This window comes from Ruegeria sp. HKCCD7296 (assembly GCF_013110775.1).
Taxonomy (GTDB): Bacteria; Pseudomonadota; Alphaproteobacteria; order Rhodobacterales; family Rhodobacteraceae; genus Ruegeria.
The window spans coordinates 207,561-232,640 of sequence record NZ_WVRF01000005.1 but is presented as its reverse complement, the minus strand read 5'-3'; the positions used below and the strand labels follow the sequence as shown (position 1 = coordinate 232,640).

Annotated in this window: 22 protein-coding genes; 7 read left to right on the top strand and 15 right to left on the bottom strand. The window is 58.1% G+C overall.

The window, feature by feature from the left end; translation table 11 throughout:
* Nucleotide 1: 1 nt before the first annotated feature.
* The 6 genes from GS632_RS09720 to GS632_RS09695 all read right to left on the bottom strand — a co-directional run bounded on the left by GS632_RS09720 (nt 2) and on the right by GS632_RS09695 (nt 6,794).
* Entirely contained in the window at nt 2–853 is an 852-nt protein-coding gene (locus tag GS632_RS09720; RefSeq protein WP_171237286.1) for a hydroxymethylglutaryl-CoA lyase, read from the bottom strand.
* 78 nt (nt 854–931) lie between these two features.
* A complete protein-coding gene (locus tag GS632_RS09715) occupies nt 932–2,863 on the bottom strand; it encodes an acetyl/propionyl/methylcrotonyl-CoA carboxylase subunit alpha (RefSeq protein ID WP_171237285.1) in 1,932 nt (643 codons plus the stop codon).
* A gap of 3 nt (nt 2,864–2,866) precedes the next feature.
* Entirely contained in the window at nt 2,867–3,292 is a 426-nt protein-coding gene (locus GS632_RS09710) for an ASCH domain-containing protein (RefSeq protein ID WP_171237284.1), read from the bottom strand.
* 1 nt (nt 3,293) lies between these two features.
* Nucleotides 3,294–4,901 carry a carboxyl transferase domain-containing protein gene (locus GS632_RS09705; RefSeq protein ID WP_171237283.1) on the bottom strand — a complete coding sequence of 536 codons (1,608 nt, stop codon included), beginning with the start codon at nt 4,899–4,901 and terminating at the stop codon, nt 3,294–3,296.
* Nucleotides 4,902–4,903: 2 nt separating this feature from the next.
* Nucleotides 4,904–5,272 carry a hypothetical protein gene (locus tag GS632_RS09700; protein ID WP_171237282.1) on the bottom strand — a complete coding sequence of 123 codons (369 nt, stop codon included), beginning with the start codon at nt 5,270–5,272 and terminating at the stop codon, nt 4,904–4,906.
* Nucleotides 5,265–6,794: an AMP-binding protein gene (locus GS632_RS09695; protein ID WP_171721727.1), complete on the bottom strand. Its 1,530-nt coding sequence runs from the start codon at nt 6,792–6,794 to the stop codon at nt 5,265–5,267. The genes GS632_RS09700 and GS632_RS09695 overlap by 8 nt, the downstream gene beginning before the upstream one ends.
* A gap of 136 nt (nt 6,795–6,930) precedes the next feature.
* Between GS632_RS09695 and GS632_RS09690 the strand changes: the two genes are divergently transcribed.
* On the top strand, nt 6,931–7,533 hold the full coding sequence (locus GS632_RS09690; protein WP_171721728.1) for an OmpW family protein: 603 nt from the start codon (nt 6,931–6,933) through the stop codon (nt 7,531–7,533).
* A 50-nt stretch (nt 7,534–7,583) separates the two neighbouring features.
* Here GS632_RS09690 and GS632_RS09685 read toward each other — a convergent pair whose 3' ends face one another.
* The 3 genes from GS632_RS09685 to GS632_RS09675 form a co-directional block, all read right to left on the bottom strand.
* Entirely contained in the window at nt 7,584–8,747 is a 1,164-nt protein-coding gene (locus GS632_RS09685) for an isovaleryl-CoA dehydrogenase (RefSeq protein ID WP_171237279.1), read from the bottom strand.
* Between the two features lie 158 nt (nt 8,748–8,905).
* Nucleotides 8,906–10,096, bottom strand: a complete 1,191-nt coding sequence (locus GS632_RS09680) for a DegT/DnrJ/EryC1/StrS aminotransferase family protein (protein ID WP_171175193.1) — start codon at nt 10,094–10,096, stop codon at nt 8,906–8,908.
* A gap of 39 nt (nt 10,097–10,135) precedes the next feature.
* Nucleotides 10,136–10,807: an HAD-IA family hydrolase gene (locus tag GS632_RS09675; protein ID WP_171237278.1), complete on the bottom strand. Its 672-nt coding sequence runs from the start codon at nt 10,805–10,807 to the stop codon at nt 10,136–10,138.
* A 134-nt stretch (nt 10,808–10,941) separates the two neighbouring features.
* On the opposite strand from GS632_RS09675, the gene glmU reads away from it, so the two are divergent.
* From glmU to GS632_RS09655, 4 genes are read left to right on the top strand one after another with little or no spacing between them, the layout of a single operon-like run.
* Nucleotides 10,942–12,294: a bifunctional UDP-N-acetylglucosamine diphosphorylase/glucosamine-1-phosphate N-acetyltransferase GlmU gene (glmU, locus tag GS632_RS09670; RefSeq protein WP_171237277.1), complete on the top strand. Its 1,353-nt coding sequence runs from the start codon at nt 10,942–10,944 to the stop codon at nt 12,292–12,294.
* 3 nt (nt 12,295–12,297) lie between these two features.
* Nucleotides 12,298–14,121 carry a glutamine--fructose-6-phosphate transaminase (isomerizing) gene (gene glmS / locus GS632_RS09665; protein WP_171175200.1) on the top strand — a complete coding sequence of 608 codons (1,824 nt, stop codon included), beginning with the start codon at nt 12,298–12,300 and terminating at the stop codon, nt 14,119–14,121.
* Nucleotides 14,118–14,687, top strand: a complete 570-nt coding sequence (locus tag GS632_RS09660; RefSeq protein ID WP_171237276.1) for a GNAT family N-acetyltransferase — start codon at nt 14,118–14,120, stop codon at nt 14,685–14,687. Before glmS ends, GS632_RS09660 begins: the two co-directional genes overlap by 4 nt.
* A complete protein-coding gene (locus tag GS632_RS09655) occupies nt 14,684–15,373 on the top strand; it encodes a DNA alkylation repair protein (RefSeq protein ID WP_171721729.1) in 690 nt (229 codons plus the stop codon). The genes GS632_RS09660 and GS632_RS09655 overlap by 4 nt, the downstream gene beginning before the upstream one ends.
* Here the strand turns inward: GS632_RS09655 and GS632_RS09650 are convergent.
* Nucleotides 15,361–15,792 carry a hypothetical protein gene (locus GS632_RS09650; RefSeq protein WP_171721730.1) on the bottom strand — a complete coding sequence of 144 codons (432 nt, stop codon included), beginning with the start codon at nt 15,790–15,792 and terminating at the stop codon, nt 15,361–15,363. The two genes, GS632_RS09655 and GS632_RS09650, sit on opposite strands and share 13 nt — an antisense overlap.
* 91 nt (nt 15,793–15,883) lie before the next feature.
* Between GS632_RS09650 and moaA the strand changes: the two genes are divergently transcribed.
* A complete protein-coding gene (gene moaA, locus GS632_RS09645) occupies nt 15,884–16,891 on the top strand; it encodes a GTP 3',8-cyclase MoaA (protein ID WP_171237575.1) in 1,008 nt (335 codons plus the stop codon).
* Between the two features lies 1 nt (nt 16,892).
* On the top strand, nt 16,893–18,215 hold the full coding sequence (locus GS632_RS09640) for a 3-deoxy-D-manno-octulosonic acid transferase (RefSeq protein ID WP_171237273.1): 1,323 nt from the start codon (nt 16,893–16,895) through the stop codon (nt 18,213–18,215).
* A 44-nt stretch (nt 18,216–18,259) separates the two neighbouring features.
* On the opposite strand, the gene GS632_RS09635 is transcribed toward GS632_RS09640, so the two are convergent.
* Genes GS632_RS09635 through GS632_RS09615 form a run of 5 tightly spaced genes read right to left on the bottom strand, consistent with a single transcriptional unit; the run spans nt 18,260 to nt 24,822 of the window.
* Nucleotides 18,260–19,423, bottom strand: coding sequence for a M20 aminoacylase family protein (locus GS632_RS09635; protein ID WP_171237272.1), 1,164 nt, complete (start codon nt 19,421–19,423; stop codon nt 18,260–18,262).
* A 17-nt stretch (nt 19,424–19,440) separates the two neighbouring features.
* Nucleotides 19,441–20,604, bottom strand: coding sequence for a M20 aminoacylase family protein (locus tag GS632_RS09630; protein ID WP_171175211.1), 1,164 nt, complete (start codon nt 20,602–20,604; stop codon nt 19,441–19,443).
* A 15-nt stretch (nt 20,605–20,619) separates the two neighbouring features.
* Nucleotides 20,620–21,786, bottom strand: a complete 1,167-nt coding sequence (locus tag GS632_RS09625) for a M20 aminoacylase family protein (protein WP_171175213.1) — start codon at nt 21,784–21,786, stop codon at nt 20,620–20,622.
* Between the two features lie 43 nt (nt 21,787–21,829).
* The gene (gene argE / locus GS632_RS09620; protein WP_171721731.1) at nt 21,830–22,996 is read right to left on the bottom strand and encodes an acetylornithine deacetylase; all 1,167 of its coding nucleotides are present in this window, start codon (nt 22,994–22,996) and stop codon (nt 21,830–21,832) included.
* A 5-nt stretch (nt 22,997–23,001) separates the two neighbouring features.
* Entirely contained in the window at nt 23,002–24,822 is a 1,821-nt protein-coding gene (locus tag GS632_RS09615; RefSeq protein ID WP_171237270.1) for an ABC transporter ATP-binding protein, read from the bottom strand.
* Between the last annotated feature and the right edge of the window lie 258 nt (nt 24,823–25,080).

Here is a 25,080-nt window from a genome sequence, read left to right as displayed (position 1 = left end):
TTCAGCCCCTTAGTGCCTTTGCCATCCGCGCGGCTTCTTCAATCACATCGAGGTCCAGCCCCGTTTCATATCCTAGTCGTTGCAAATGCTCGGCGACGGCTTCAGTGGCCACATTGCCTTCGGCCCCCGGCGCATAGGGGCAACCGCCCAACCCGCCTACGGCTGCGTCGAACACACGCACGCCCAGCGCCAGCGCCGCATCGATATTGTCAATTGCGCGTCCATTGGTGTCGTGGAAATGCCCCGCCAGCCGCGTCACGGGAACCCTTTCGCGCACCGCCAAAAGCATATGTGCGACCTTGTCTGGCGTTCCCTGCCCGATCGTATCACCTAACGAGACCTCGTAGCAGCCCAGCGCAAACAACCGGTCTGCAACCTCGGCCACTTTCTCGGGCGGGGTTGGGCCGTCATACGGGCAATCGGTCACACATGAGACATAACCGCGTACCGGCAGGTCGATATGGCGCGCTGCTTCCAGAATCGGAACGAACCGCTCAATCGATTCCGCGATTGACGCGTTGACATTGGCCTTGGAAAACCCCTCGGACGCCGAGGCAAACACGGCAATCTCGTCTGCCTTGGCCGCCAGCGCATCCTCATACCCACGCATATTGGGCGTTAGCGCCGCGTAGCGGACACCATCCGCGCGGTTGATCCCGGCCAGAACTTGTGCTGACCCGGCCATCTGCGGCACCCATTTTGGTGACACAAAACTTGCGACTTCAATCCGACGGAACCCGGCACGGCTGAGGCAGTCGATCAGTGCCACTTTGTCGGCAACAGGTATCTCACGCTTTTCGTTCTGCAGCCCATCGCGCGGCCCAACTTCATAAATCTCGACCTGATCACCCATGTCTGTGCCCCTTCTGGCTGCTTTTTGTTTTCAAAACGGATGATCTGACCGTGCCACGTGTGGCGACGCGGGTACAGATCACTCTTCCTCCAACCGCACCAAGGCTGCCCCGGCTTCGACTTGAGCACCATCTTCGACCAGCACCTCGGCCACAACGCCATCGCGCGCCGCCAGCAGGGAATGCTCCATCTTCATCGCCTCAAGAATGGCCAAGCGATCACCCTCTTGCACGGCCTGACCCGCTGTCGCAAAGACCGCTTTGACCAGACCTGGCATCGGCGCCTCGATCACATTGGTATCGCCCGTAGCACTGGCATCCCGATCAAGCGGGTCGATCAGATCAAAGCTGCGGCCATAATCCTTAAACACGGTCAGGGTCGACCCACTTACAGAAACGTCTGGCATCGGCGCACCGTTCAGTGTCCAGCGATCCGAGGTCCGCTCGGCCAAGACGCGATCCTCTCCCATTTGCCAAATCTGTCGATCCGGCCCGTCGACTTGCACATCCAGATCCAAGGTTTCGCCCTCAGCGGAGAGTTGCACGGCGCGATGCAACGGAGCCCAAAGAGAGAACCCGGTTTCAGGCGCGACATTCACCACGTCCAAGGCTGTCATCGCTGCTGCAACGACTGCCACGACCGAAGGTTCTGCTTCCTGAACCAATGTCTCAAGGTCCCGCCCGATCAGACCCGTATCCACATCGCCCGAGGCAAACCCCGCATGACGGGTCAACGCCCCCAGGAAAGCCAGGTTTGTTACGGTGCCCGCCACTTTGGTTGTTTGTAAAACCCGGTGCAACGTCTCAAGTGCGACAGAGCGGGTCGGCCCGTGCACAACCACTTTGGCAATCATCGGGTCATACCATGGGCTGATCGTATCCCCTGCCCGCACGCCACTGTCGGCGCGGCAATTGGCAGGGAAATCCAGATGCGTCAGCGTACCCGTCGCAGGCAGGAACCCTTTCGGAACATCTTCCGCATAAAGCCGTGCCTCGAAGGCATGCCCTTGAATATACAGGTCTTCCTGCTGCTTCGGCAAGCTTTCACCCGCCGCGACACGCAATTGCCATTCGACAAGATCGACACCGGTGATCGCTTCGGTCACAGGGTGTTCCACCTGCAAGCGTGTGTTCATCTCCATGAACCAGAACCTGTCTGGGCGCAGCCCGTCCGAGGCGTCCACAATGAACTCAACCGTGCCCGCGCCTTTGTAGCCAATCGCCTCGGCGGCACGCACGCCAGCCTGCCCCATAGCCGCGCGCATCTCAGGCGTCATGCCGGGGGCCGGAGCCTCTTCGATCACCTTCTGATGTCGCCGCTGCAAAGAGCAATCGCGTTCGAACAAATGCACCGCATGGGTGCCATCGCCAAAAACCTGCACCTCAATATGGCGCGGCTTGGCGACGAACTTCTCGACCAGCACCGCATCATTGCCGAACGCGGTCTTGGCCTCACCGCGGGCGCTGTCCAGCGCTGCGGCAAAATCCTCGGGCCGTTCGACAAGCCGCATGCCCTTGCCGCCACCGCCTGCCACGGCCTTGATAAGAACCGGATAGCCTATGGTATCCGCTGCGCCCGCCAGATGCTCGGCATCCTGATTGTCACCGTGATAGCCTGGGACCACCGGAACTCCGGCCTGCTCCATAAGAACCTTGGCGGCATCTTTCAGGCCCATCTTGCGGATCGCCTCAGCCGACGGGCCAATGAAAACCAACCCCGCAGCCTCAACCGCATCCACGAAATCAGGGTTTTCGGACAGAAACCCATAGCCGGGATGGATCGCCTGCGCACCAGTATCCAACGCGGCCTGAATGATCACATCGCCCTTCAGATAACTCTCGGCAGGGGCCGCACCACCGATATGAACAGCTTGATCCGCCATCTGCACATGCTTAGCCGAGGCGTCCGCGTCCGAATACACCGCAACGCAGGACACGCCTATCTTCTGAGCGGTTTCCATAACGCGGCAGGCTATCTCACCCCGGTTGGCAATCAGGATTTTGTTGAACATAGTTTACTCCTCAGCCGCTAGATCTTCGATGAGGCGGAACCGTTCGCAGAGCAATTCCATCTTGGGATCAAACCCGCCATTGCGCTCAAAATACTGGCGGTGGTGCTCACGCCACCCTTCAAGGGTCTCATTTTCGCCTTCGGCCAACGCAAAATCTTCGGTCACGTCGCAATACCGACAGATCGCCACGTCGACCGTTTCGATCACCAATGCCGGGCGATCATCCCATTCCAGTGCGATATCACGCCGCCCCACGACAGGCTTCGCCGGGCTGTCTTCGGGATAGTCACGCGAAGCTCCGCAAGTCGCCGTTTTCCGACCCGTTCGCACCAGAGACAACAGCTCAGCGCTCAATTCAGCATTGTCGCCAAACTTGAAGGTTTGCGCGCCTGGATAGCGCGCCGCGACATCATTCACACAAACGCTCATCTCACATCCTGAACACGCCGAAACGTGTCTCCTCAATCGGTGCATTCAGCGCCGCGCTCAGCGACAGGGCCAGAACGTCGCGCGACTTGCGCGGATCGATGATGCCGTCATCCCATAGCCTCGCCGAGGCATAGAGCGGGTGGGACTGCTCTTCGAACATCTCCAGCGTTGGGCGTTTAAACTCGGCCTCTTCCTCAGCCGACCAAGTGCCGCCCTGCCGTTCGATCCCGTCACGTTTGACGGTGGCCAGAACGCCCGCCGCCTGCTCACCGCCCATCACCGAAATGCGCGAGTTTGGCCATGTCCACAAGAACCTTGGCTGATAGGCCCGACCAGCCATGCCATAGTTCCCGGCCCCGAACGAGCCGCCCACCAGCATCGTGACCTTCGGCACCGAGGTCGTCGCCACCGCAGTCACCATCTTGGCCCCGTGCCGGGCGATACCTTCGTTTTCGTATTTCCGCCCCACCATGAAGCCGGTGATGTTCTGCAGGAACACAAGCGGCGTCTTGCGCTGCGAACACAACTCGACAAAGTGCGCGCCCTTCTGGGCGGCCTCAGAAAACAAAACGCCGTTGTTGGCAATGATCCCGACCGGACACCCTTTGACATGGGCAAATCCAGTTACCAGCGTGTCGCCAAAGCGCGGTTTGAACTCATCGAACCGAGAGCCATCGACCAAACGTGCAATCACCTCGCGGATATCATAGGGCGTGCGCAGATCAGCAGGGACGACGCCAAGAATTTCCTCAGGGTCGTACGCAGGTTCCTCCGACGTTTCAAACTGTAGGCCACGCTTAAGTTCGGCACCGCCCAACGACCCAACCGCGCGCCGGGCCAACGCAAGCGCGTGGGCGTCATCCTCGGCCAGATAATCCGCCACGCCGGACAAGCGGGTGTGGACGTCTCCCCCACCCAATTCCTCGGCACTGACGACCTCGCCCGTCGCGGCCTTAACCAGAGGTGGTCCGGCCAAAAAAATGGTGCCCTGCTCTTTCACGATGATCGTCACATCAGACATCGCGGGCACATAAGCCCCGCCCGCCGTACACGACCCCATTACCACCGCGATCTGAGCAATGCCTTTGGCGCTCATCCGCGCCTGATTATAAAAGATGCGGCCAAAATGGTCGCGGTCGGGAAAAACCTCATCCTGATTGGGCAGGTTCGCACCGCCGCTATCGACCAGATAGATGCAGGGCAGATGGTTTTCCTCGGCAATCTCCTGAGCGCGCAGATGTTTCTTGACTGACAGCGGGTAATATGTGCCGCCCTTTACGGTAGCGTCGTTGCAGACCACCATAACCTCCCGGCCCTGCACACGACCGATCCCGGCAATCACCCCGGCACAAGGTGCGGCATCGCCATACATCCCATGCGCCGCCGTCGCGCCGATTTCCAGAAACGGAGAGCCCGCGTCCAACAGGTTCGCGACCCTGCGCCGCGGCAGCATTTTGCCCCGTGATTCATGCCGCGCGCGGGATTTCTCGCCCCCGCCCATCCGGGCCGCTTCGGCAGCAGCTGAGATTTGGGCCAGCGCGTCGAGATGAGCGGCGCGGTTTGCTTTGAAGCCCTCGGAGGCGGGCATGGCTTTTGATGTGAGTTTCATTTTTAGATATCCACCTTCAATGCCCGATTACTTATGGGCAAGACCACCACTGCGAAGTAAATTATGTAGAAGGTTACGCTCTTTGCAGAAGACGAGAGGGGCCAATTGAACAGCCCTTCAGGGTTGTTCAAATTGATACTAATCTCATCCAGTGCCAAGAAAGGCAAAGGCAGCGTCATCAGAAAAAACAATAGTAAGAAATGAAAAACCCCATTCTTGGACTTAACGCGCAGCCAAGCTTCGCAGTTGCCACACCTTACAGCTGGCTCGTACTCCTCACTGCCAACCCTAGTGTTCAAAACACTTAAGGGCTGCGGCACCCCATATTTGGGGTACTTTAACCCTGACAGACGCCGCAAAATCTTATTCATTGTCGGTCTCCCCCGCCGCCCGAGCCTTCAACTCTTTCCGGATCACCTTCCCCGTCACCGTCATCGGCAATTCCTCCAGAAACGCCACTTCGCGCGGATAAGAGTAATGCGCCAAACGGTCTTTGACCCAATCCTGCAACTCACGCTCTGCAGCCTGAGCCCCCGGTTTCAGCACCACATACGCCTTGACGATCTCGGTCCGCAGCGGGTCGGGCTTGCCGACCACACCTACTGTCGCCACCGCGGGATGGGTCAGCAGGCAATCCTCGATCTCGGCAGGGCCGATGCGGTATCCGGCTGAGGTAATCACGTCGTCGTCGCGACCAACAAAGCGCAGGAACTCACCCTCCCAAACGCCTCGATCTCCGGTGATCAACCAATCGCCCCGGAATTTCTCAGCCGTCGCCTCGGGCCGTTTCCAATATTCCAGCAGCATCGAGGCGGACCCGCGCCGGATCGCCACGTCGCCTTCCTCGGTCGTCGGATTGCCGTCTTCGTCGATCACCGCCACGTCATGCCCCGGCACGGGTTTGCCGATACAACCGGGCTGCACTGGGAAATCCTCGGCGCAAGAGGACACCACCATATTGCATTCGGTCTGGCCGTAGAACTCGTTGATCGTCAGACCAAACGCTTTTTGCCCCCAGGCCAGCATCTCGACCCCCAAGGGCTCGCCCCCGGACGCGACCGAGCGCAGGCCGGGAATACTCTGATCTGCCGCTTTCAGCATTCGCAAGGCCGTGGGTGGGAAGAACACGTTGCGCACTCCGCCGCGCGCGACAATATCGGCGCAGGCTTCGGGCGTGAATTTCTCAAGCCGCGCCGCGACCACGGGAATACCAAGCGCCAGGCCCGGCATTAGCACATCGAACAAACCGCCGATCCATGCCCAATCCGCCGGTGTCCACAGGCAATCGCCCTCACGCAAATGGTTATGACTGATCGAGACACCCGGCAAATGCCCGGTCAGCACACGATGCCCATGCAGCGCGCCCTTTGGGCTTCCTGTGGTACCTGAGGTATAGATCAGCACCGCTGGGTCCTCGGGACCGGTGTCGGCGAATGGAACGGGTGCGCCAGCCTCACCAATTTCTGATGCAATCAGAGCTTCGGCCAAATCGCCCAGCAGTGCAGCCCCTTCGGCATCGGTCAGCACAATTTTGGCGCCTGCATCTCCGACCCGCGACCTCAGGGCATCCTGCTTGAACAATTTAAACAGCGGGACAGAGATCGCTCCGATCTTCCAGATGGCCAGATGGGCTGCGGCGCACCAGGCGGACTGGCCCAGCAGCACGCCGACGCGGTCTCCGGGCTGCACACGGCGCAGCAGGGCGCGGGACAGATCATCCGACATATTAGCCAGCTGTCCGCAGGTGACTTGGCGTGCATCCGCACCGGTCAAATCAATCAACGCCACCTGATCTTCGGTATGGCGCAAGCATTGCTGTGCCATGTTCAATCGCTCAAGCACGTCCCAGCTACCCCCTGGGCGCAAACCCGGTATGCGCTCAGCGTTTAGCACCGTGAAACTCCCTTGTTTCTCTTACACTTAACCAGATTTCATGCGGTCCCGCAGTCACCGGAATTTGATGCAGATCAGGGCGACCCGGACGCCAGTCTGCGACTCCAGTCCCATCAACAGAACCAAAGGCAAGAATATGACCAAGAAACTCGCCGCATTGACCCTGTCCACCGCGCTGGTTGCGATGGCCGCCCCTGCGTTTGCTCAATCGCAAGGTGACTGGACCGTCGGCGTCGGTGTGGGTTATTTGGACCCGAAATCCGACAACGGCACGATTGCTGGCGCACCTGCGACGATTGACGCAGATACACGCCCGATCTTCACCGCTGAATATTTCATCCGTGACAAACTGGGCATCGAACTGCTGGCTGCAACTCCGTTCAAACACACCATCGCCCTTGGCGGTGTTGATGCGGCCACAGTCAAGCACCTGCCGCCCACACTGTCGTTGAACTACCACTTCCCGACCAACAGCGCTTGGAAACCCTATGTGGGTGCCGGTCTGAACTATACCATCTTCTTCGATGAACAGACCGCTTTGGGCAATCTCAAGGTCGATGACTCCTTCGGTGTATCGCTGCAGGCCGGTTTGGACTACATGGTCAGCGATAACGGCGCAGTCCGTTTGAACGTACGCTGGTTCGACATCGACTCGGACGTATCGCTGAACGGTACCAATATCGGCACCGCAGAAATCAATCCGTTCCTGGTCGGCATTTCCTACGTCCATAAATTCTAATCCCATCTCAAAAGCGCCCCGCAGTGACCTCGTCTGCGGGGCGTCTTTTCTCATAGCATTTCGCTCATCATTTCACGGCCGATCAGCATCCGGCGAATCTCGCTAGTGCCAGCGCCGATCTCCATCAGCTTGGCATCCCGGAAAATCCGGCTGACCGGCGAATCCGACAAGAACCCGGCCCCGCCCAGCGCCTGAACCGCCTGATGCGCCTGCACCATCGCCTGTTCAGAGGCATACAGACAGCACGCCGCCGCGTCCTGACGCGTCACGTCGCCCCGATCACAGGCCTTGGCGACCTCATAAACATAAGCCCGAGCCGAGTTCATCGCCGTGTACATGTCGGCGATCTTGCCCTGCATCAGCTGGAAGCTTCCGATGGGTTTGCCGAACTGTTTGCGCTCGGCCAGATAGGGCATCACTTCGTCCAGACAGGCGGCCATGATGCCGGTGCCGATCCCGGCTAGAACCACACGTTCATAGTCCAGCCCCGACATGAGCACGGCCACGCCACGCCCCTCTTCGCCCAACACGTTCTCGAATGGAACCTCGACGTCTTCAAAGATTAGTTCAGCCGTGTTCGACCCGCGCATCCCCAGCTTGTCGAAATGAGGTGAGGTCGAGAACCCTTTCATTTCTTTCTCAATCAGAAAGGCCGTGATCCCCTTTGACCCGGCATCCGGATCTGTCTTCGCATAGACCACCAGTGTATCCGCGTCCGGTCCGTTGGTGATCCAGTATTTATTGCCATTCAAACGGTAATGATCGTTCCGCTTCTCCGCCCGCAACTTCATCGACACAACGTCCGATCCAGCTGACGGTTCCGACATGGCCAGCGCGCCGACATGCTCACCCGAGATCAGGCGCGGCAGGTATTTCTGCTTCTGCTCCTCACTGCCGTTCAGCTTGATCTGGTTCACGCAGAGGTTCGAATGCGCCCCGTATGACAGGGAAACCGATGCCGAGGCACGCGCGACTTCTTCGACCGCGATCGTATGCGCCAGATAGGACATACCTGCACCGCCATATTCTTCGGGCACGGTGACGCCCAAAAGGCCAAGTTCGCCCATCTCTTTCCACAACTCATTCGGAAAAGCGTTGTTCAGGTCAATCTCAGCCGCCATGGGCTTGACCCGTTCCTGCGCCCAGCGATGCACCATTTCGCGCAGGGCATTCACATCCTCACCCAGATCGAACTTCATCGTGGCCATGAACATCTGCGTCCTCCCTCCGCGTTAATGAACAAGTGTTCAATAAATCAGTATCAGCGAATTCGTGCCCGGTCAATCTTTGTGAGCACCCCAAAGCAAAACGCCGCCCAACAAGGGCGGCGTTGCAAAAGATTGAGCGTGCGCCGCAGGCGCACTCCGCATGGTTACGACAGATAGACCGCGCCCACCTCGGTCCGGATTATCCGCGCAATCATCTGGCAATCTTCCAGTGAAAACGTCAGGGGTACACGCATGTCCATGACGCCAGCCAGAACACGATCGCTTTCTGGCATACGCTCACTGTCGAAATAACGCCAACTGTCATAGCGTGATGTGAACCCGGTTGGCTCGGCCCCTCCGAACCATTTCAACTCGACCCCTCGCGCCGCACAACGGCTGATCACGTCGGCAACCCCCTCGGACGACCAGTCCAGCAGCAGAAACTGGATCGAAGATCCGACATAGGTTTCCTCCTCGGGCCGCTCAACTATGGTCAGGCCCGGCGTTCCGCGCAAACCGGTTTCGATCTCGCGATAGCGCTCATTCCAACGCTCCACCTGACGGTCCAGATCGCGCAATTGCGGGCGAAGAATTGCAGCACGCAAATTGTCCATCCGGCCAGAGACATTCGGCGTCGTGTATTTGATCCGCTCGAACACCTCGGGCCCCGGTGCGGCCAGATGGCGCTCATACAGCATGTAGGATCCCGACAGCATTGTGGCTTTGGCCGCCAACTCCTCGTCATCGGTGACAAGCAAACCGCCCTCGCCCGAATTCACGTGCTTGTAAGTCTGGCACGAATAACAGCCGATCACGCCCTGCCGCCCTGACAACTGGCCCCGCCAGGCTGCACCCATAGTATGCGCGCAGTCTTCGATCACGATCACCCCGGCGGCATCGCACATCTGCATCAGTCGGTCCATGTCGCACAGGTGGCCCCGCATATGGCTGAGCATGAGCACGCGCGCCTGATCCAGTTTGCGCTCAAGATCATCCAAATCGATGGTAAGATTCTCGGTCACGCCCACAAAGATGGCCCGCCCCCCAACCGAAGCAATCGACCCCGGCACCGGGGCCAACGTGAAGGCGTTGGTCAGGACAGGATCACCGGGCTGAACTCCAACCGCGCGAAGGGCGGTGGCCAGAGCATATCCGCCAGATGACACAGCCAGACAGTATTTCGCCCCCATCTGCGCCGCAAATTCCTGCTCCAGCAGAGCCGTTTCCCCCAATTCGCCCGCCGCCACGTTATAGCGATGCAGACGCCCGTGGCGCAGAACGGCCAGAGCCGCCTCTATCGCGTCCTCGGGAAGGGGTTCCTGCTGCGTGAAATTGCCAGTAAATGTTTCGGTCATGGTCTTTTTCTGGGGCTCCGAGTGAGTCCGGTCAAGGTTTCAGGCTGCCGCACCTATCAGATCGGGCACGAGGTCCGGCAAATCGTCGAAGTGGTGCAACAGGGCTTCGGGTTCCAATGCCGCCATGTCATCCCCTGACGGTCCGAATGTCACCAAAACAGATGGAACCCCTGCGGCTTTGGCGGTGTTGCGGTCTGTATCCGAGTCTCCGATCAGCACGCACCAATCAGGGTCGCCCCCGGCGCGACGCGCAGCTTCGCGGAGTGGCGCCGGATCAGGTTTGCGCACCGGCAGCGTGTCGGCACCGACCAATGAGGCAAAGCGGTCTCGTACACCCATGCGGTTCAGCAACAATTCGGCCAGATGTTCAGGTTTGTTGGTGCAAATGCCAACACCGTACCCCGCCTTGCTCAGCATCTCGACCGCTTGCAACGCGCCGGGATAAAAACTGGTGTGGGTGTCGATGTCCTGCGCATAGGCTTCAAGCAGAACCGGGTAATAGGCGTGGACCGTATTCTCATCAAAGGCACCCACGCGTTTTAAACCGTGGGTCAACATCATGCGGCCACCGCGCAGCGCTATACCAGCATCCTGTCCATGGACCAGCACATCGCCGTGCCCCATTTCGCGAAAACAATGGTTCGCTGCGGCCAGCAAATCGCCTGACGTGTCCGCCAATGTGCCGTCCAAATCGAATATGACGGTGCGCATATCGCCTCCTTATTCGGCAGGTTTTCGCCGTGTCCTGTTTCAATCGGCAATCTTGTTTGATGGCCGAACGGCTTGCGCCTTTGCCCTCAGCGGATAAAACGGTCGGCAACAAAACACAAAGAGAAAACGATTTCATGAGCATTGCCCTTGTCATCCTTGCCGCCGGAAAAGGCACCAGGATGAATTCGGATATTCCCAAAGTCCTGCACCCCATCGCCCAAGTGCCGATGCTTGTCCACGCGATGCGCGCCGGGTCCGTTCTGTCGCCCGACCGCACCGTGATCGTCACCGGCCACGGGTCGGAAGCTGTGGCTAAGGCGGCACAGGGCGAAGACGAAGAGGCGCAGATCGCAGTTCAGGAAGAACAGCAGGGCACTGCCCACGCAGTCGCGCAGGCCCGACAAGCGCTAGAGGGGTTCAATGGCGATGTTGTCGTCCTTTATGGCGACACCCCGTTTCTGCAACCCGACACGCTGGAACGGATGATCGAGGCACGGTCGACAAACGATCTGGTCATTCTGGGGTTCGAAGCCGCCGACCCAGCACGTTATGGCCGGTTGGTTATGAAGGGCGACAGCCTAGAGCGCATCGTCGAATTCAAGGACGCCACTGATGAAGATCGTGCTGTAACCTTCTGTAATTCCGGACTTCTTGCCTGTAGCGCAAAACTATTGTTTTCGCTGATCGATGCTGTCGGAAACGACAACGCTTCCGATGAATACTACCTAACTGACGTGGTGGAAATTGCCCGCAACCGTGGTTTGGACGTGACCGCCGTCGCCTGTGACGAGTCCCAGACACTGGGGGTGAACTCGCGCACGGATCTTGCCGCCGCGGATGCCGTGTACCAGGCCCGCGCACGTGCTGAGCTTTTAGACATGGGTGTCACCTTGATGGCCCCTGAGACGGTGTATCTGGCCGCTGACACTGTGATCGGGCGCGATACAGTGATCGAACCCAATGTGGTGTTTGGTCCCGGCGTCACGGTTGAAAGCGGCGCGACGATCCGGGCGTTTTCGCATCTGGAAGGGTGCCATGTCAGTCGCGGCGCGATCATTGGGCCCTATGCCCGTTTGCGCCCCGGCGCCGAGTTGGCCGAAAACACGCGGGTTGGAAACTTCGTCGAAATCAAGAACGCTGAAATCGCCGAAGGTGCCAAGGTCAACCACCTCAGCTATATCGGCGATGCGACCGTGGGTGCTGCAACAAATATCGGCGCAGGAACAATCACCTGCAACTATGACGGCGTGATGAAGCACAAGACCACCATTGGTGAGAACGTGTTTATCGGGTCGAACACCATGCTTGTCGCCCCCGTAACCGTAGGCGACGGCGGAATGACAGCAACGGGCACTGTCGTGACCAAGAATGTGGAACCTGACGCGTTGGCTGTGGCTCGCGCCAAGCAGGAAAACAAGCCCGGATATGCGCGTAAATTGTTTGATATGTTAAAGGCGAAGAAGGCTCGCCGCGATAAAGAGGCCTGAGATATGTGTGGAATTGTAGGTGTTTTGGGGCAGCACGAGGCGGCCCCTATTCTGGTAGAGGCCCTGAAACGGCTGGAATATCGCGGCTATGACAGCGCCGGAATTGCTACTGTGAATGATGGCGCGCTGGGCCGCAGGCGCGCGGTCGGCAAGCTGGTCAACCTCAGCGACCTGTTAGTGCACGAGCCGCTGCCCGGAAAGTCCGGTATCGGTCATACCCGTTGGGCCACACACGGCGCGCCCTCGGTCAACAACGCGCATCCGCACAAAGCAGGCCCTGTGGCCGTGGTTCATAACGGCATCGTCGAAAACTACCGCGACCTAAGGGCCGAACTGGCCCAGCATGGCGTCGATTTTCAGACCGAAACGGATACCGAAACCGTTGCCTTGATGACCGAGCATCACCTCAACTCGGGCATGTCGCCGGTTGAAGCCGCATTCAAAACGATCGATCAACTCGAAGGCGCTTTTGCGTTGGCGTTTTTGTTCGACGGAGAGGACGACCTGATCGTTGCTGCCCGCAAGGGGTCGCCGCTGGCCATCGGCCACGGGGATGGTGAGATGTATGTCGGGTCTGACGCCATTGCCTTAGCGCCATTGACCAATCAGATCACGTATCTTGAAGAAGGAGACCGCGCGGTTCTGACCCGCACCTCTTTGGAAATCCGCAATGAGGCCGGTGAGCTAGCCAACCGTGAAAAGCGCAAGATCAAGCTGGATCACGCACGCGCTGACAAGGGCGAGCACAAGCACTTCATGGCCAAGGAAATTGCCGAACAGCCAATCGTCGTGGCCGAGGCTATCCGATCTTACTTGCCCACCGGCGGTGACCGCGTTGTGCTGCCGGACACCGAGCTGGATTTCACCAAGCTGGACCGTCTGACCATGGTGGCCTGCGGCACGGCTTTCTACGCCTGTCTGACCGCGAAATACTGGTTCGAACAACTGGCCAAGATGCCGGTCGAGGTCGATATCGCCAGCGAGTTCCGTTACCGCGAGCCTCCGATCACCGGGCGCACCCTGGCGCTGTTCGTCAGCCAGTCAGGAGAAACCGCCGATACGCTGGCCGCATTGCGCTATTGCGAAGGTAAAGCTGACAAGATTGTTTCGGTTGTAAACGTGCCGGAAAGCTCGATTGCCCGCGAAAGCGATATTGCCCTGCCGATTCATGCAGGTGTTGAAATCGGCGTTGCCTCGACAAAGGCCTTTACCTGTCAGCTCAGTGTACTGCTGATGCTGGCACTCAAGGCTGCTGCTGACCGGGGCACGTTGACCGATGAAGAAATCGCCGATCATGCTGCGGCACTGCGTGGATTACCGACTATTTTGAACGCGGCGCTGGATCAGAACCGGGCGATCCGTAAAGCCGCCCAAAGGTTGTCTGAAGCCCGCGATGTGCTGTTTCTGGGCCGTGGCCTGATGTATCCGCTTGCAATGGAAGGCGCGCTGAAGCTCAAGGAAATCAGCTATATCCACGCCGAAGGTTATGCATCGGGTGAGCTGAAACATGGGCCCATTGCCCTGATCGACAAACATATGCCCGTGGTGGTCATGGCCCCGCGTGACACTGTCTTCGACAAGACCGTGTCGAACATGCAGGAAGTGATGGCCCGAAAAGGCAAAGTGATCCTGGTGTCAGATGATGACGGTATAACGGAAGCTGGTGACGGTGTTTGGAGCACCATCCGAATGCCCCACGTTCACAGCAGCCTTGCGCCTATTCTGTATTCCGTTCCCGCGCAACTGCTTGCCTATCACACGGCCGTTGCCAAAGGCACAGACGTGGATCAACCTCGCAATCTGGCCAAGTCGGTCACAGTGGAATGACCTGGCCTGCCCCTGTCACCCTTGCCGGAGATCACGTTCGGCTGGAGCCGCTGAATATTGCACATGCCGAAGCGCTGAAGGCTTCGGCGGCAGATTTGGGACAACTTTGGTATACCTCTATTCCTACTGTCGAAGGGATGGAGGCTGAAATTACCCGCCGCATCGGGTTGCACGACATGCAGCCCTTTACCGTGATGACCCCCGACGGCACTCCGGTGGGCATGACCACCTTCATGAACACGGATGAGGTCAACCGGCGTGTCGAAATCGGGTCGACCTGGATCGGGCGCGCTGTCCAGCGCACCCCGCTGAACACCGAAGCGAAGTTCTTGATGCTGCGCCACGCCTTCGAGGATCTTTCTTGCAATGCGGTCGAGTTCCGAACCCATCGGATGAACTTTCAGTCGCGACGGGCCATAGAGCGGCTCGGCGCGCAGCTGGATGGCATCCTTCGGGCCCATATGGTGATGTCCAACGGCACGCTGCGCGACACGGCAGTATATTCGATCGTTGCCGCGGAATGGCCTACAGTGCACGCGCATCTGCTCCATAAGCTGGAACAATGACAATGGACGAAGCGCTGGCCGCGCTGCAGGCCCATGCCGACCCCGAACGCGCCCAGCAGATGGCGGCCTATCACAAGACCGACCGCCCATATCTGGGCGTTGGAAACCCAGTGCTCAACGACTTGACCAAAGCGTGGCGGCAAGAGCTGGACGTATTCAAACGCGTCGACCTCGCTGGCGCACTGTGGCAAACCAATATTCACGAAGGCCGGATTGCAGCGGCCAAACTGCTGACCCAAGCCCGTATCCGCCCCGACCAAGAAGTTTGGGCCTTGCTGCAAAGTTGGTTGCCGGATTTCGACGCCTGGGCCATTGCCGATCATGCCAGCGTGGCGATGCAAAAGCGCCTGACGGCCAGCCCCGAACGGTTGGAAGAGGTTGAAGGCTGGACCCAATCCAACCACATGTGGACCCGCCGCGCGGCGATGGTTGCGACCCTGCCTTGGACCAAGCAGAACCACCCCAAGCCCGAAGACATACTGCGCCGCGACCGTATTCTAAGCTGGGCTGCCGGATATGTCCCGGATCGCGACTGGTTCATTCAGAAGTCCATAGCTTGGTGGCTGCGTGAGCTGTCCAAACATGACCCAGATCGCGTGATTGCATTTCTGGAAGAATACGGCAACGCGATGAAGCCATTTGCCCGCCGTGAAGCTGGCAAATACCTTAGGGATCAGTTGGCGTAGACCTCGACCTCGACCAGTTCATCCAGCGGCACCAGCAAGGCCCGCATGGCATCCAGCGACAAACGGCTGCCGCCACTTGCCGGGCCAGGAATCGGAACCAAGGTGATATAGGCCTGCGCCCCGGTTCTTGGCACCACAACGCGCGCCGTTACCTCGCTTTTGACCAAAGGTGTCTGCATCCATCGCCCGGGCGTGGTTGGATCACCCAGCCCGGCGATACTGGTTTTTGCCCCGGCCCAGGTGGGGCGCGCAGATACAGGCTCGGGCTCCAACACTTCTTCTGAAACCGATGTCGTGGACCCCGTTTCGGTAACGGTCTGCGCAGGCGCATCGTCTCTTCCGAAAACGCGGTCGGTCTTGGACCGGACCGCGTCGCAGCCAGCGCCCAGCACGCACAGTAACAAAAGCATTTTCTTCATGCCCAAATCCTACAGCCCTGCGCGCATCTGTACCAGCGCAAAGCACAGTTCCCCCTTGTCGGGACCCGGTTCCGGCTTTACCTATTACGCCATGACAGCTCCGCTTATCGACCCGTTTGCCCGCGCCATCACATATCTCCGCGTTTCAGTCACGGACCGCTGCGATTTTCGCTGCGTGTATTGCATGTCCGAGAACATGACCTTTCTGCCCAAGAAAGACCTGCTAACGCTGGAAGAGCTGGATCGGATGTGTTCGACCTTTGTGAAGATGGGTGTGGAGAAACTGCGCATCACGGGCGGAGAGCCCTTGGTCCGCCGCAATATCATGACCTTTTTCAACGCAATGACCCGTCACTTGGACAGCGGCGCGCTGAAAGAACTCACACTGACCACAAACGGTTCGCAATTGCATCGCTTCTCAGAGGACCTCTATGCCGCAGGTGTGCGGCGGGTGAATGTCTCTCTGGATACGTTGGACGATGACAAATTCGCCAAAGTCACGCGCTGGGGTCGCTTGAAACAAGTCCTGAACGGTATCGACGCCGCGCAAAAAGCAGGCTTGCGGATCAAGATCAACGCGGTCGCGTTGAAAGGTTTCAACGAACCCGAACTGCCAAAAATCACCGAGTGGTGCGCCGAACGCGACATGGACCTGACCTGGATCGAGGTCATGCCCATGGGCGACATCGGCAACGAAGACCGTCTGGATCAATATTGGTCGCTCAAGGACGTGCGTAAGGAATACGAAAACCACTATACCGTCACCGATCTGGCCGAACGCACCGGTGGCCCCGCCCGCTATGTGCGCCTTGAGGAAACAGGCCAAAAGATCGGGTTCATCACACCGCTGTCTCATAACTTTTGCGAAAGCTGCAACCGCGTGCGCCTGACCTGCACCGGTGAGCTTTATATGTGCCTGGGACAGGAAGATATGGCTGATCTGCGCGCCCCGCTGCGCGATCACCCGGACAGCGAAACATCTCTGGAAGACGCGATCCGCGCCGCGATCAACCTAAAGCCCAAAGGTCACGATTTCGACTATTCCCGTCAGGCTGTTGATGGCCAGATGACCCGCCACATGAGCCACACAGGCGGCTGACATGCCCGGCGCAGACGACCGCCCGACGCTGCTGTACCGGTTGTACTGCGGCTTCACTGCTATGGCCCAACCCTTGGCTTGGCTTACCGTGCGCAAGAAGCTGCGCGCCGCAGATGTACCCGAAAACCGTCAGAGGGAAAGACTTGGCTACGCCAGCCTTCCCCGACCCAGCGGTCGCCTGATCTGGTTTCACGCCGCCAGCGTTGGCGAAAGCCTTTCAGTTCTCAGCTTGATCAATCGGCTGGCAGAAAGTCTGCCGGATGCCGCGTTCCTCATCACCTCTGGCACACCCACATCAGCTGCCCTGATTGCCAAACGCCTGCCTCCACGAACACGTCATCAATATCCGCCGCTGGATACTGCAGGTCCGGTGAAACGCTTCCTCGATCATTGGAGTCCAGATGCGGGCGTATTTGTCGAAAGCGAAATCTGGCCTCGCCTGATCGTGGAAAGCCATCAGCGGAACATCCCGTTGGCGCTCTTGAACGCAAGATTGTCTGAAAAATCCATAAAAGGCTGGGAAAAACGCCCGGACACAGCACGCTTCATCTTGTCCAGATTCCGCCTGTTCCTGACCCAGAATGACAAAACGGCAACCAATCTGGTCGACATTGGCGCGGCGCCGGACCGCGTACTACCGGGCACCAACCTCAAAGCAATGTCTGATCCGTTGCCCGTGGATCAAGCCACTTTGCAAGACATCCAAGCACAGATCGCGAACCGCCCCGTCTGGATCGCAAGCTCGACCCACGAAGGCGAAGAAGAAATCGTTCTCGCCGCACACAAGACCTTGCTCGAGCGGTGGCCCGACCTGCTCTTACTCTTGATACCGCGCCACCCCGAACGCCGAGGTGGTATCGCCACGCTGATACATGACGCTGGGATGACGGCATCTTTCCGCTCCAATAACGAAACGATCGGGGAAAACACCCAGATCTATGTGGCAGATACATTGGGAGAGACCGGAACTTGGTACGCGCTTTGTCCCATTGTGTTTCTTGGCGGTTCGCTAAAAGAAATCGGAGGTCACAATCCCTTTGAACCAGCTCAGGCCGGGGCCGCCGTGATCACTGGTCCGGGGTATTTCAACTTTGGCGAAACATTTTCCCCGCTGATCGCAACCGGTGGCGCTGTCGAAGTTCAAAACTCCACTGACCTTTCCAAGATCGTGGCGCACTGGTTGTCAGATCAAAACGCTCTGCAAGTTGCACAGGAAGCTGCACAATCTTGTGTAAACACGCAGTCAGATGCTTTGGAATCGGTCATCAATACCTTGTGTTCAGAGCTTAATCTGTACACACAGGATGCTTCTTCATCTGGCTAGAAATACCTCGGGGGGGGGTGGGGGCAGAGCCCCCACCGCCTCCATCAAGCCGCCGGCATTCTTTGTTCAACAATCTCAGCCCACCAGCTGCATCCAGCCGGAATGGCTTCGTCGTTGAAATTGTATTCCGGGTGATGAACCATGGCCGTGTCGCCATTACCCACCAGGATATATGCGCCAGGACGTTCTTCCAGCATGAACGCAAAATCCTCGCCCCCCATGACCAAAGGCGCATCGTCGCAATCCCCGGAAACCGAACGGGCGACATCTGCGGCAAACTCCGTCTGTTCGTCGCTGTTCACCATTACCGGATAACCACGGATATAGGTCACGTCTGCGGTGCCTCCGAAGGTCGCCGCAACTCCGCTGCAAATCTCGTTGATCCGCTTTTCTGCCAGATCGCGCATATCCTTGCTCATCGTCCGCACGGTTCCTTTGATCTGCACCGTCTGCGGAATCACGTTGAAGGCTTTTGACGAGGTTTCAAACGACGTCACAGACACAACCACCTGATCAATCGGGTCCGCATTGCGCGAGGAAATAGTTTGCAGCGCCAAAACCGCCTGCGCGGCCAGGACGGTCGTATCGACCGTCTCATGTGGCTTGGCCGCGTGACCACCACGTCCTTCAAAGGTGATGTCGAACTGGTCGGTCGCAGCAAAGAACGAGCCCGGACGGATCGCAAACTTGCCGACAGGCTGCCCCGGCCAGTTATGCATTCCATAGACTTCCTGAATGTTCCAGCGATCCATCATGCCGTCTTCGCACATCTCACGACCGCCGCCGCCGCCTTCTTCGGCAGGCTGGAAAATCACAACAACAGTGCCATCGAAATTACGGGTTTCAGACAGGTATTTCGCCGCGCCCAGCAACATCGCTGTATGTCCATCGTGGCCACAGGCATGCATGGCCCCCGGCGTCTTTGAGGCATAATCCAGCCCGGTCGCCTCGTGGATCGGCAGCGCATCCATATCCGCGCGCAAGCCAATCACTTTGCCTTTGCTGTCCGACTTCCCCTTGATTACGCCCACAACACCTGTGCGTCCAATTCCTGTGACGACGTCATCACAACCGAACTCTTTCAACTTTTCGGCCACAACTGCGCTGGTGCGGTGGGTTTCAAACAGGATTTCCGGATTCTCGTGTAGATCCCGTCGCCATGCTGTGATCTCATCCTGCAATTCGGCAAAGCGGTTTTTAACTGGCATATCTTCTCTCTCCTAATTCAAGCAGCCGGCATCCGGCGCTCGACCATTTCTGCAAACCACGAGCATCCGATTGGGATAATCTCGTCGTTGAAGTTGTATTCGGGGTGGTGCAACCCGGCGCTGTCACCGTTGCCCAGCACAATGAAGGCTCCGGGTCGTTCTTCAAGCATGAACGAGAAATCCTCACCGCCCATCACCATCGGCGCTTCGATACAGCTGCCTCCCACCGAAACGGCGGCTTCCTCGGCATATCCGGTCTGTGTTTCAGCATTGATCGTCACGGGTACACCGCGCGTATACTCGACATTCACAGATCCGCCGAATGTCGCGGCGATCCCCTTCGCGACCTCTTTCAGGCGCTGTTCGATCAGGTCCCGCATCTCATTGGAATGTGTCCGGACCGTGCCGCGTATCTGTGCCGATTGCGGAATCACGTTGAACGCTTTTGACGACGTCTCGACCGAAGTAACAGACAGCACGGCTTGCAGGATCGGGTCCGCGTTGCGCGACACAATCGTTTGCAACGCCACGATCAATTGCGACAACATCACAGTGGTATCAACTGTCTCATGCGGTTTTGCCGCGTGACCACCGCGCCCCTCGAGGTGGATGTCAAACTCGTCCGCCGCAGCCAGCAACGGGCCAGAACGAATGGCAAACTGCCCGGTTGGAACACCAGGCACGTTGTGCATCGCATAGACTTCTTGAATGCCGAACCGGTCCATCAGACCGTCCTTACACATGGCTTCAGCCCCATTACCGCCTTCCTCGGCAGGCTGGAAGATTACGACCGCCGTTCCATCAAAATTGCGCGTCTCAGACAGGTATTTCGCTGCCCCCAAGACCATAGCAGTATGCCCATCGTGGCCGCAGGCATGCATCGCGCCCGGGGTATTCGAGGCATATTCCAGCCCGGTTTGTTCTTGCATCGGCAGGGCATCCATGTCCGCGCGCAGCCCGATCACGCGGCCCTGCGTGTCGCTTTTGCCGCGAATAACGCCGACCACTCCGGTACGGCCGATGCCGGTTACAACCTCGTCGCAGCCGAATTCCTTCAGCTTTTCGGCGACCAACGCGCTGGTGCGGTGGGTGTCATACAGAATTTCCGGATGTTGGTGAATGTCACGCCGCCAACCTGTGATTTCATCGTGCATCTCTGCAAGGCGGTTTTTGATCGGCATGTCATTCTCCCAGATTTAAGCGACGGGCAATCGTCGTTCCACAAGCTCGGCAAACCAACTGCAGCCGGCGGGAATTGCGTCGTCATCAAAATTATACTCGGGGTGATGGCACATGGCCGTGTCCCCGTTCCCGATAAAGATGTAGGCTCCTGGCCGTTCTTCAAGCATATAGGCGAAATCTTCGGACGGCATGATCGGGTCCGTTCCGTCATTGATTTTGCCCGCGACAGCCGCCGCCGCTTCGGCCGCGTATGTTGTTTCGGCCTCAGAGTTCACTGTCACAGGGTATCCCGGCTTCCAATCGACCTCGGCCTTGGCTCCAAAGGCCGACGCCGTATCCACGGCAATCCGGCGCACCCGCTCTTCCGCGATTGCGCGGTATTCAGGATCCAGCGTCCGGACGGTTCCCTGTAGACGCACGGTATGCGCAATCACGTTTGACGCTACACTGTCCGTTTCAAAGGTTCCAACTGTCAACACAACGCGTTTGATCGGGTCAACCGTGCGCGAGACCACGGATTGCAAGGCAACAACGATATGTGAAGCCACAAGCGTAGTATCCACAGCGTCATGAGGTGCGGCAGCGTGCCCGCCTTTGCCAGTTACGGTAATTTTGAACTCATCGGATGAGGCCAGCAGCGCACCGGGCCGAATGGCAAACTCACCCACAGGAAGACCGGGCATGTTGTGCATTCCGTAAACTTCCTGAATACCCCAGCGGTCCATCAGCCCGTCCTGACACATGGCCAATCCACCTGCACCGCCTTCTTCGGCTGGCTGAAAGATCAGAACCACGGTGCCGTCGAAATTGCGCGTCTCGGCCAGATATTGCGCCGCCCCCAGCAGCATTGACGTATGCCCGTCGTGCCCGCAAGCATGCATCTTGCCCGAAACAGTTGAGGCATACTCCAGCCCCGTTGCCTCTTCAATCGGGAGCGCATCCATGTCAGCCCGCAATCCGATGACGCGCCCATGTGTGTCCGAACGCCCCTTGATCACCCCTACAACACCGGTTTTGCCGATGCCGGGTGTAATTTCGTCAACGCCAAACTCTTTCAGGCGGTCCGCAACAAATGCTGCAGTTTCGTGGACGTCATACATCAGCTCGGGATGGGCGTGCAGGTGTCGGCGCCACTTGGTAATCTCGCCATGCATTTCCGCAAGTCTGTTTTTAACGGGCATCTTAAGATCTCCCTCTCGGCTGCCGTCGCCGCTTTACGTCTGATCAAGTGCTCAGCTTTTCAACCAAGCGCTGCATGAATTTGTGACCGGCTTCGAACTGCGCAACCGAGATGAACTCGTTCGGCTGATGCGCCTGCGCAATATCGCCGGGGCCACAAATAACTGCCGAATAACCAGCTTCCTGAAACTGGCCCGCCTCGGTTCCGTAGCTGACAACATGGCTGGCATTGTCGCCGGTCAAGGCACGCACCAGAGTTTCTGCCTCACCGTCCTGTTCAGGCACAAGCCCTGGAATCGAGAAGTTTTCAGACAGCTCAATACGGGCGTCCGGGTGCACTGCTTGCATCCTGGCCTCAATCGCGCGGACCTGTTGAAAATACGCATCCTGCCATTGCGCCTTGGATTCATCCGGCACGGTTCGGAAATCCATCATAAACCGGCAATCCTTGGCCGTAATGTTGTGGGCTGTGCCACCTTCGATCATCCCGACATGACATGTTGTCCACGGCGGATCAAACACCGCGGCAACCGGGGTGGGTTCTGCAGCCATGTTCTTAGCATTCTGTTGGTTCGCCCAATCGATCAGAGGCGCGGCCTCCATGATCGCGTTGACGCCTGTGTGCATGATCGAGCTATGAACTTCGAATCCCGTGATGTGGGTGTCAAAGCCGAAACCACCTTTGTGCCCCGTCACGGCCTGCATCATGGATGGTTCACCCACGATCACGGCGGATCCTTTGGGCAGAACTTCCTGCATCGCTTCGATCATGGGCGGCGCACCAGTGCAGCCGACCTCTTCATCAAAGCTGAGCGCAAGCTGCAATGGCCGCTTGACCCCAGCGTGATGTGCCTCGACAAGGACCCAAATGGCTAGCGCATCGAAGCCCTTCATGTCGCAGGTGCCCCGGCCGAAATACTTACCGTCTTTCTCGATCACGGTGAAAGGGGCCGTATCCCACGGTTGCCCATCCACTGGCACAACATCGGTGTGACCAGATAAAACCACCGCGTCTTCTTCGAATGGACCAACATGCGCGAAGATCGCGGCCTTGTGCGGTTGATCCGGGTCGGGCCAACGATGCGGTTCGATTCCGTGGCTTTGAAGATATTCCTCAACCCAATCCACCAGCGGCAGATTGGTTTCACGGCTTACGGTCGGGAAAGAGATCAGCTTGGTCATGATCTCAAGCGGCGTCAGGCGTTTTGCCATTGGTATTAATATCCGCTATCCGTCGTTAGGATGAAGTGACCCGGCTCAACCTCTTGATAATGCGAAGGTTCAGGCTTGTGGCCAACCGGATGAATAGGAGACGGAATCGGTTTGAAGTTCAGATCTTTTTCGGACTTCCGCTTGTTCGGATCCGCAATTGGAACCGCCTTCATCAGCGCCTGCGTATAGGCGTGTTGCGGGTTCTCGAAGACCCGAGCGCGCGGGCCAAGCTCGACAATGCGGCCCAGATACATGACCCCAACATAGTGGCTGACCCGTTCAACCACAGCCATATCGTGACTGATGAACAAATAGGACAGGCCCAGCTCGGATTGCAGTTCCATCATTAGGTTCAGTACCTGTGCCTGCACCGACACGTCGAGGGCCGAAACGGCTTCATCCGCAATAATCAGCTTTGGGTTCAGGGCAAGAGCCCGTGCAATGGCGATCCGCTGACGCTGACCGCCTGACATTTCATGCGGGAAACGACGCATGAAACTGCGGGGCAGCTGCACCTTGTCGAACAGCTGTGCGACGCGGTCTTGCAGTTCTGATCCAGATGCAACCCCATAGTTGCGCATTGGTTCAGCCACCTGATCCACCAACTGCATTTGCGGGTTCAGCGACGCGAAGGGATCCTGAAAGATCATCTGCATGTCCAACCGCGCCTTGCGCAGACCGGCAGGGTCAAGCTTCATGATATCGACACCATCCAGATTGACCTCGCCCGCCATCGGCTCAACCAGCCGTAGGATCGAGCGCCCAGCCGAGGACTTGCCACAACCGGATTCGCCCACAAGGCTGAGTGTCTGACCTTTGTTCAGCGTGAATGAGACGTCCTCAACTGCATGGACGTTCGAAATCGTGCGCCGCAACAACCCACCCTTGACCGGAAAACGCGTTGTCAGGTTCTTGACGGTCAGCAGTACATCTTCCGTGCCGGGGATGGGGGCAATGTTTTGTCCTTCCACACCCAACAGTTTCATAGGTTCAGGCGCGGATTTCCCGCGCATCTCACCCAGCTTTGGGACCGCGGCCAGAAGGGCCTTGGTATAGTCATGCTGCGGGTTTTCGAAAATCTCTTTAACAGTGCCCTCTTCGACCTTGTTGCCGCGGAACATGACCACCACTCGGTCGGCCATCTGGGCAACGACTGCCATGTCATGGGTGATGAACATCACTGCTGTGCCGGTTTCCCGCTTGAGACGGTCCATCAAAGCCAAAATCTCGGCCTGAATGGTCACGTCCAAGGCCGTCGTTGGTTCATCCGCGATCAACAGACGCGGTTCGCACGCCATGGCCATCGCAATGACAACACGCTGACGCATACCTCCCGACAGCTCGTGCGGATACTGCTGCAAACGGCGCTCGGGTTCAGGGATCCGTACCTGGCGCAACAGTTCCAAGGCCCGTTCTTCGGCCTGGGATTTCGACATGTCCTTGTGGATTCGCAACCCTTCAGTCAACTGGCGACCGACAGTGAAAACGGGGTTCAGGGCGGTCATCGGCTCCTGAAAGATCATCCCGATCTCGTTTCCGCGAATCTGTTTCATCAGATCCTGGTCGGCTTTGGACAGGTCCATCTCTTCGCCATCACGCCGATCAAACAGCAGCTGGCCGCCTGCAATCTCGCCCCCGCCGAATTCAACCAACCGCATCAGAGACAGCGATGATACCGACTTTCCAGAGCCCGATTCGCCAACGATACAAACGGTTTCGCCCGGATTGACCTCGAACGAGACGTCCTCGACGCCGACGACAGGGCCATCCTTGGTCTGAAATTCCACCCGCAGTTTTTTGATCTGTGCAATAGGCTGATCCAGCACGCGCACGCTCCCCTGACGTTGTCATTTTTGTTCTGAGTGCCGAACGCTACGGCGGGCTACCGGGAAAAGTCAAACGCAATACACATTTTCGCGACGGCACCACTTGCATTTTTCTTAAGTTCTGTTTCGATACCCCACGTAACTGCTTTGGGGAGAGCGCGCGCTGCAAAACGTTAGCGCTATTATCGTTACCGATCAAAACCTTGTCCCAAGGCAGCAACGCCAAGTCCGCAGGCATTGCGGAAAAAATCGAGACAC

What these genes read in the sequence shown, in the direction of transcription:
- GS632_RS09720 (WP_171237286.1), bottom strand. Translation starts at nt 853, where the DNA reads ATGGGTGATCAGGTCGAGATTTATGAAGTTGGGCCGCGCGATGGGCTG.
- GS632_RS09715 (WP_171237285.1), bottom strand. Translation starts at nt 2,863, where the DNA reads ATGTTCAACAAAATCCTGATTGCCAACCGGGGTGAGATAGCCTGCCGC.
- GS632_RS09710 (WP_171237284.1), bottom strand. Translation starts at nt 3,292, where the DNA reads ATGAGCGTTTGTGTGAATGATGTCGCGGCGCGCTATCCAGGCGCGCAA.
- GS632_RS09705 (WP_171237283.1), bottom strand. Translation starts at nt 4,901, where the DNA reads ATGAAACTCACATCAAAAGCCATGCCCGCCTCCGAGGGCTTCAAAGCA.
- GS632_RS09700 (WP_171237282.1), bottom strand. Translation starts at nt 5,272, where the DNA reads ATGAATAAGATTTTGCGGCGTCTGTCAGGGTTAAAGTACCCCAAATAT.
- GS632_RS09690 (WP_171721728.1), top strand. Translation starts at nt 6,931, where the DNA reads ATGACCAAGAAACTCGCCGCATTGACCCTGTCCACCGCGCTGGTTGCG.
- GS632_RS09685 (WP_171237279.1), bottom strand. Translation starts at nt 8,747, where the DNA reads ATGTTCATGGCCACGATGAAGTTCGATCTGGGTGAGGATGTGAATGCC.
- GS632_RS09680 (WP_171175193.1), bottom strand. Translation starts at nt 10,096, where the DNA reads ATGACCGAAACATTTACTGGCAATTTCACGCAGCAGGAACCCCTTCCC.
- GS632_RS09675 (WP_171237278.1), bottom strand. Translation starts at nt 10,807, where the DNA reads ATGCGCACCGTCATATTCGATTTGGACGGCACATTGGCGGACACGTCA.
- glmU (WP_171237277.1), top strand. Translation starts at nt 10,942, where the DNA reads ATGAGCATTGCCCTTGTCATCCTTGCCGCCGGAAAAGGCACCAGGATG.
- glmS (WP_171175200.1), top strand. Translation starts at nt 12,298, where the DNA reads ATGTGTGGAATTGTAGGTGTTTTGGGGCAGCACGAGGCGGCCCCTATT.
- GS632_RS09660 (WP_171237276.1), top strand. Translation starts at nt 14,118, where the DNA reads ATGACCTGGCCTGCCCCTGTCACCCTTGCCGGAGATCACGTTCGGCTG.
- GS632_RS09655 (WP_171721729.1), top strand. Translation starts at nt 14,684, where the DNA reads ATGACAATGGACGAAGCGCTGGCCGCGCTGCAGGCCCATGCCGACCCC.
- GS632_RS09650 (WP_171721730.1), bottom strand. Translation starts at nt 15,792, where the DNA reads ATGAAGAAAATGCTTTTGTTACTGTGCGTGCTGGGCGCTGGCTGCGAC.
- moaA (WP_171237575.1), top strand. Translation starts at nt 15,884, where the DNA reads ATGACAGCTCCGCTTATCGACCCGTTTGCCCGCGCCATCACATATCTC.
- GS632_RS09640 (WP_171237273.1), top strand. Translation starts at nt 16,893, where the DNA reads ATGCCCGGCGCAGACGACCGCCCGACGCTGCTGTACCGGTTGTACTGC.
- GS632_RS09635 (WP_171237272.1), bottom strand. Translation starts at nt 19,423, where the DNA reads ATGCCAGTTAAAAACCGCTTTGCCGAATTGCAGGATGAGATCACAGCA.
- GS632_RS09630 (WP_171175211.1), bottom strand. Translation starts at nt 20,604, where the DNA reads ATGCCGATCAAAAACCGCCTTGCAGAGATGCACGATGAAATCACAGGT.
- GS632_RS09625 (WP_171175213.1), bottom strand. Translation starts at nt 21,786, where the DNA reads ATGCCCGTTAAAAACAGACTTGCGGAAATGCATGGCGAGATTACCAAG.
- argE (WP_171721731.1), bottom strand. Translation starts at nt 22,996, where the DNA reads ATGGCAAAACGCCTGACGCCGCTTGAGATCATGACCAAGCTGATCTCT.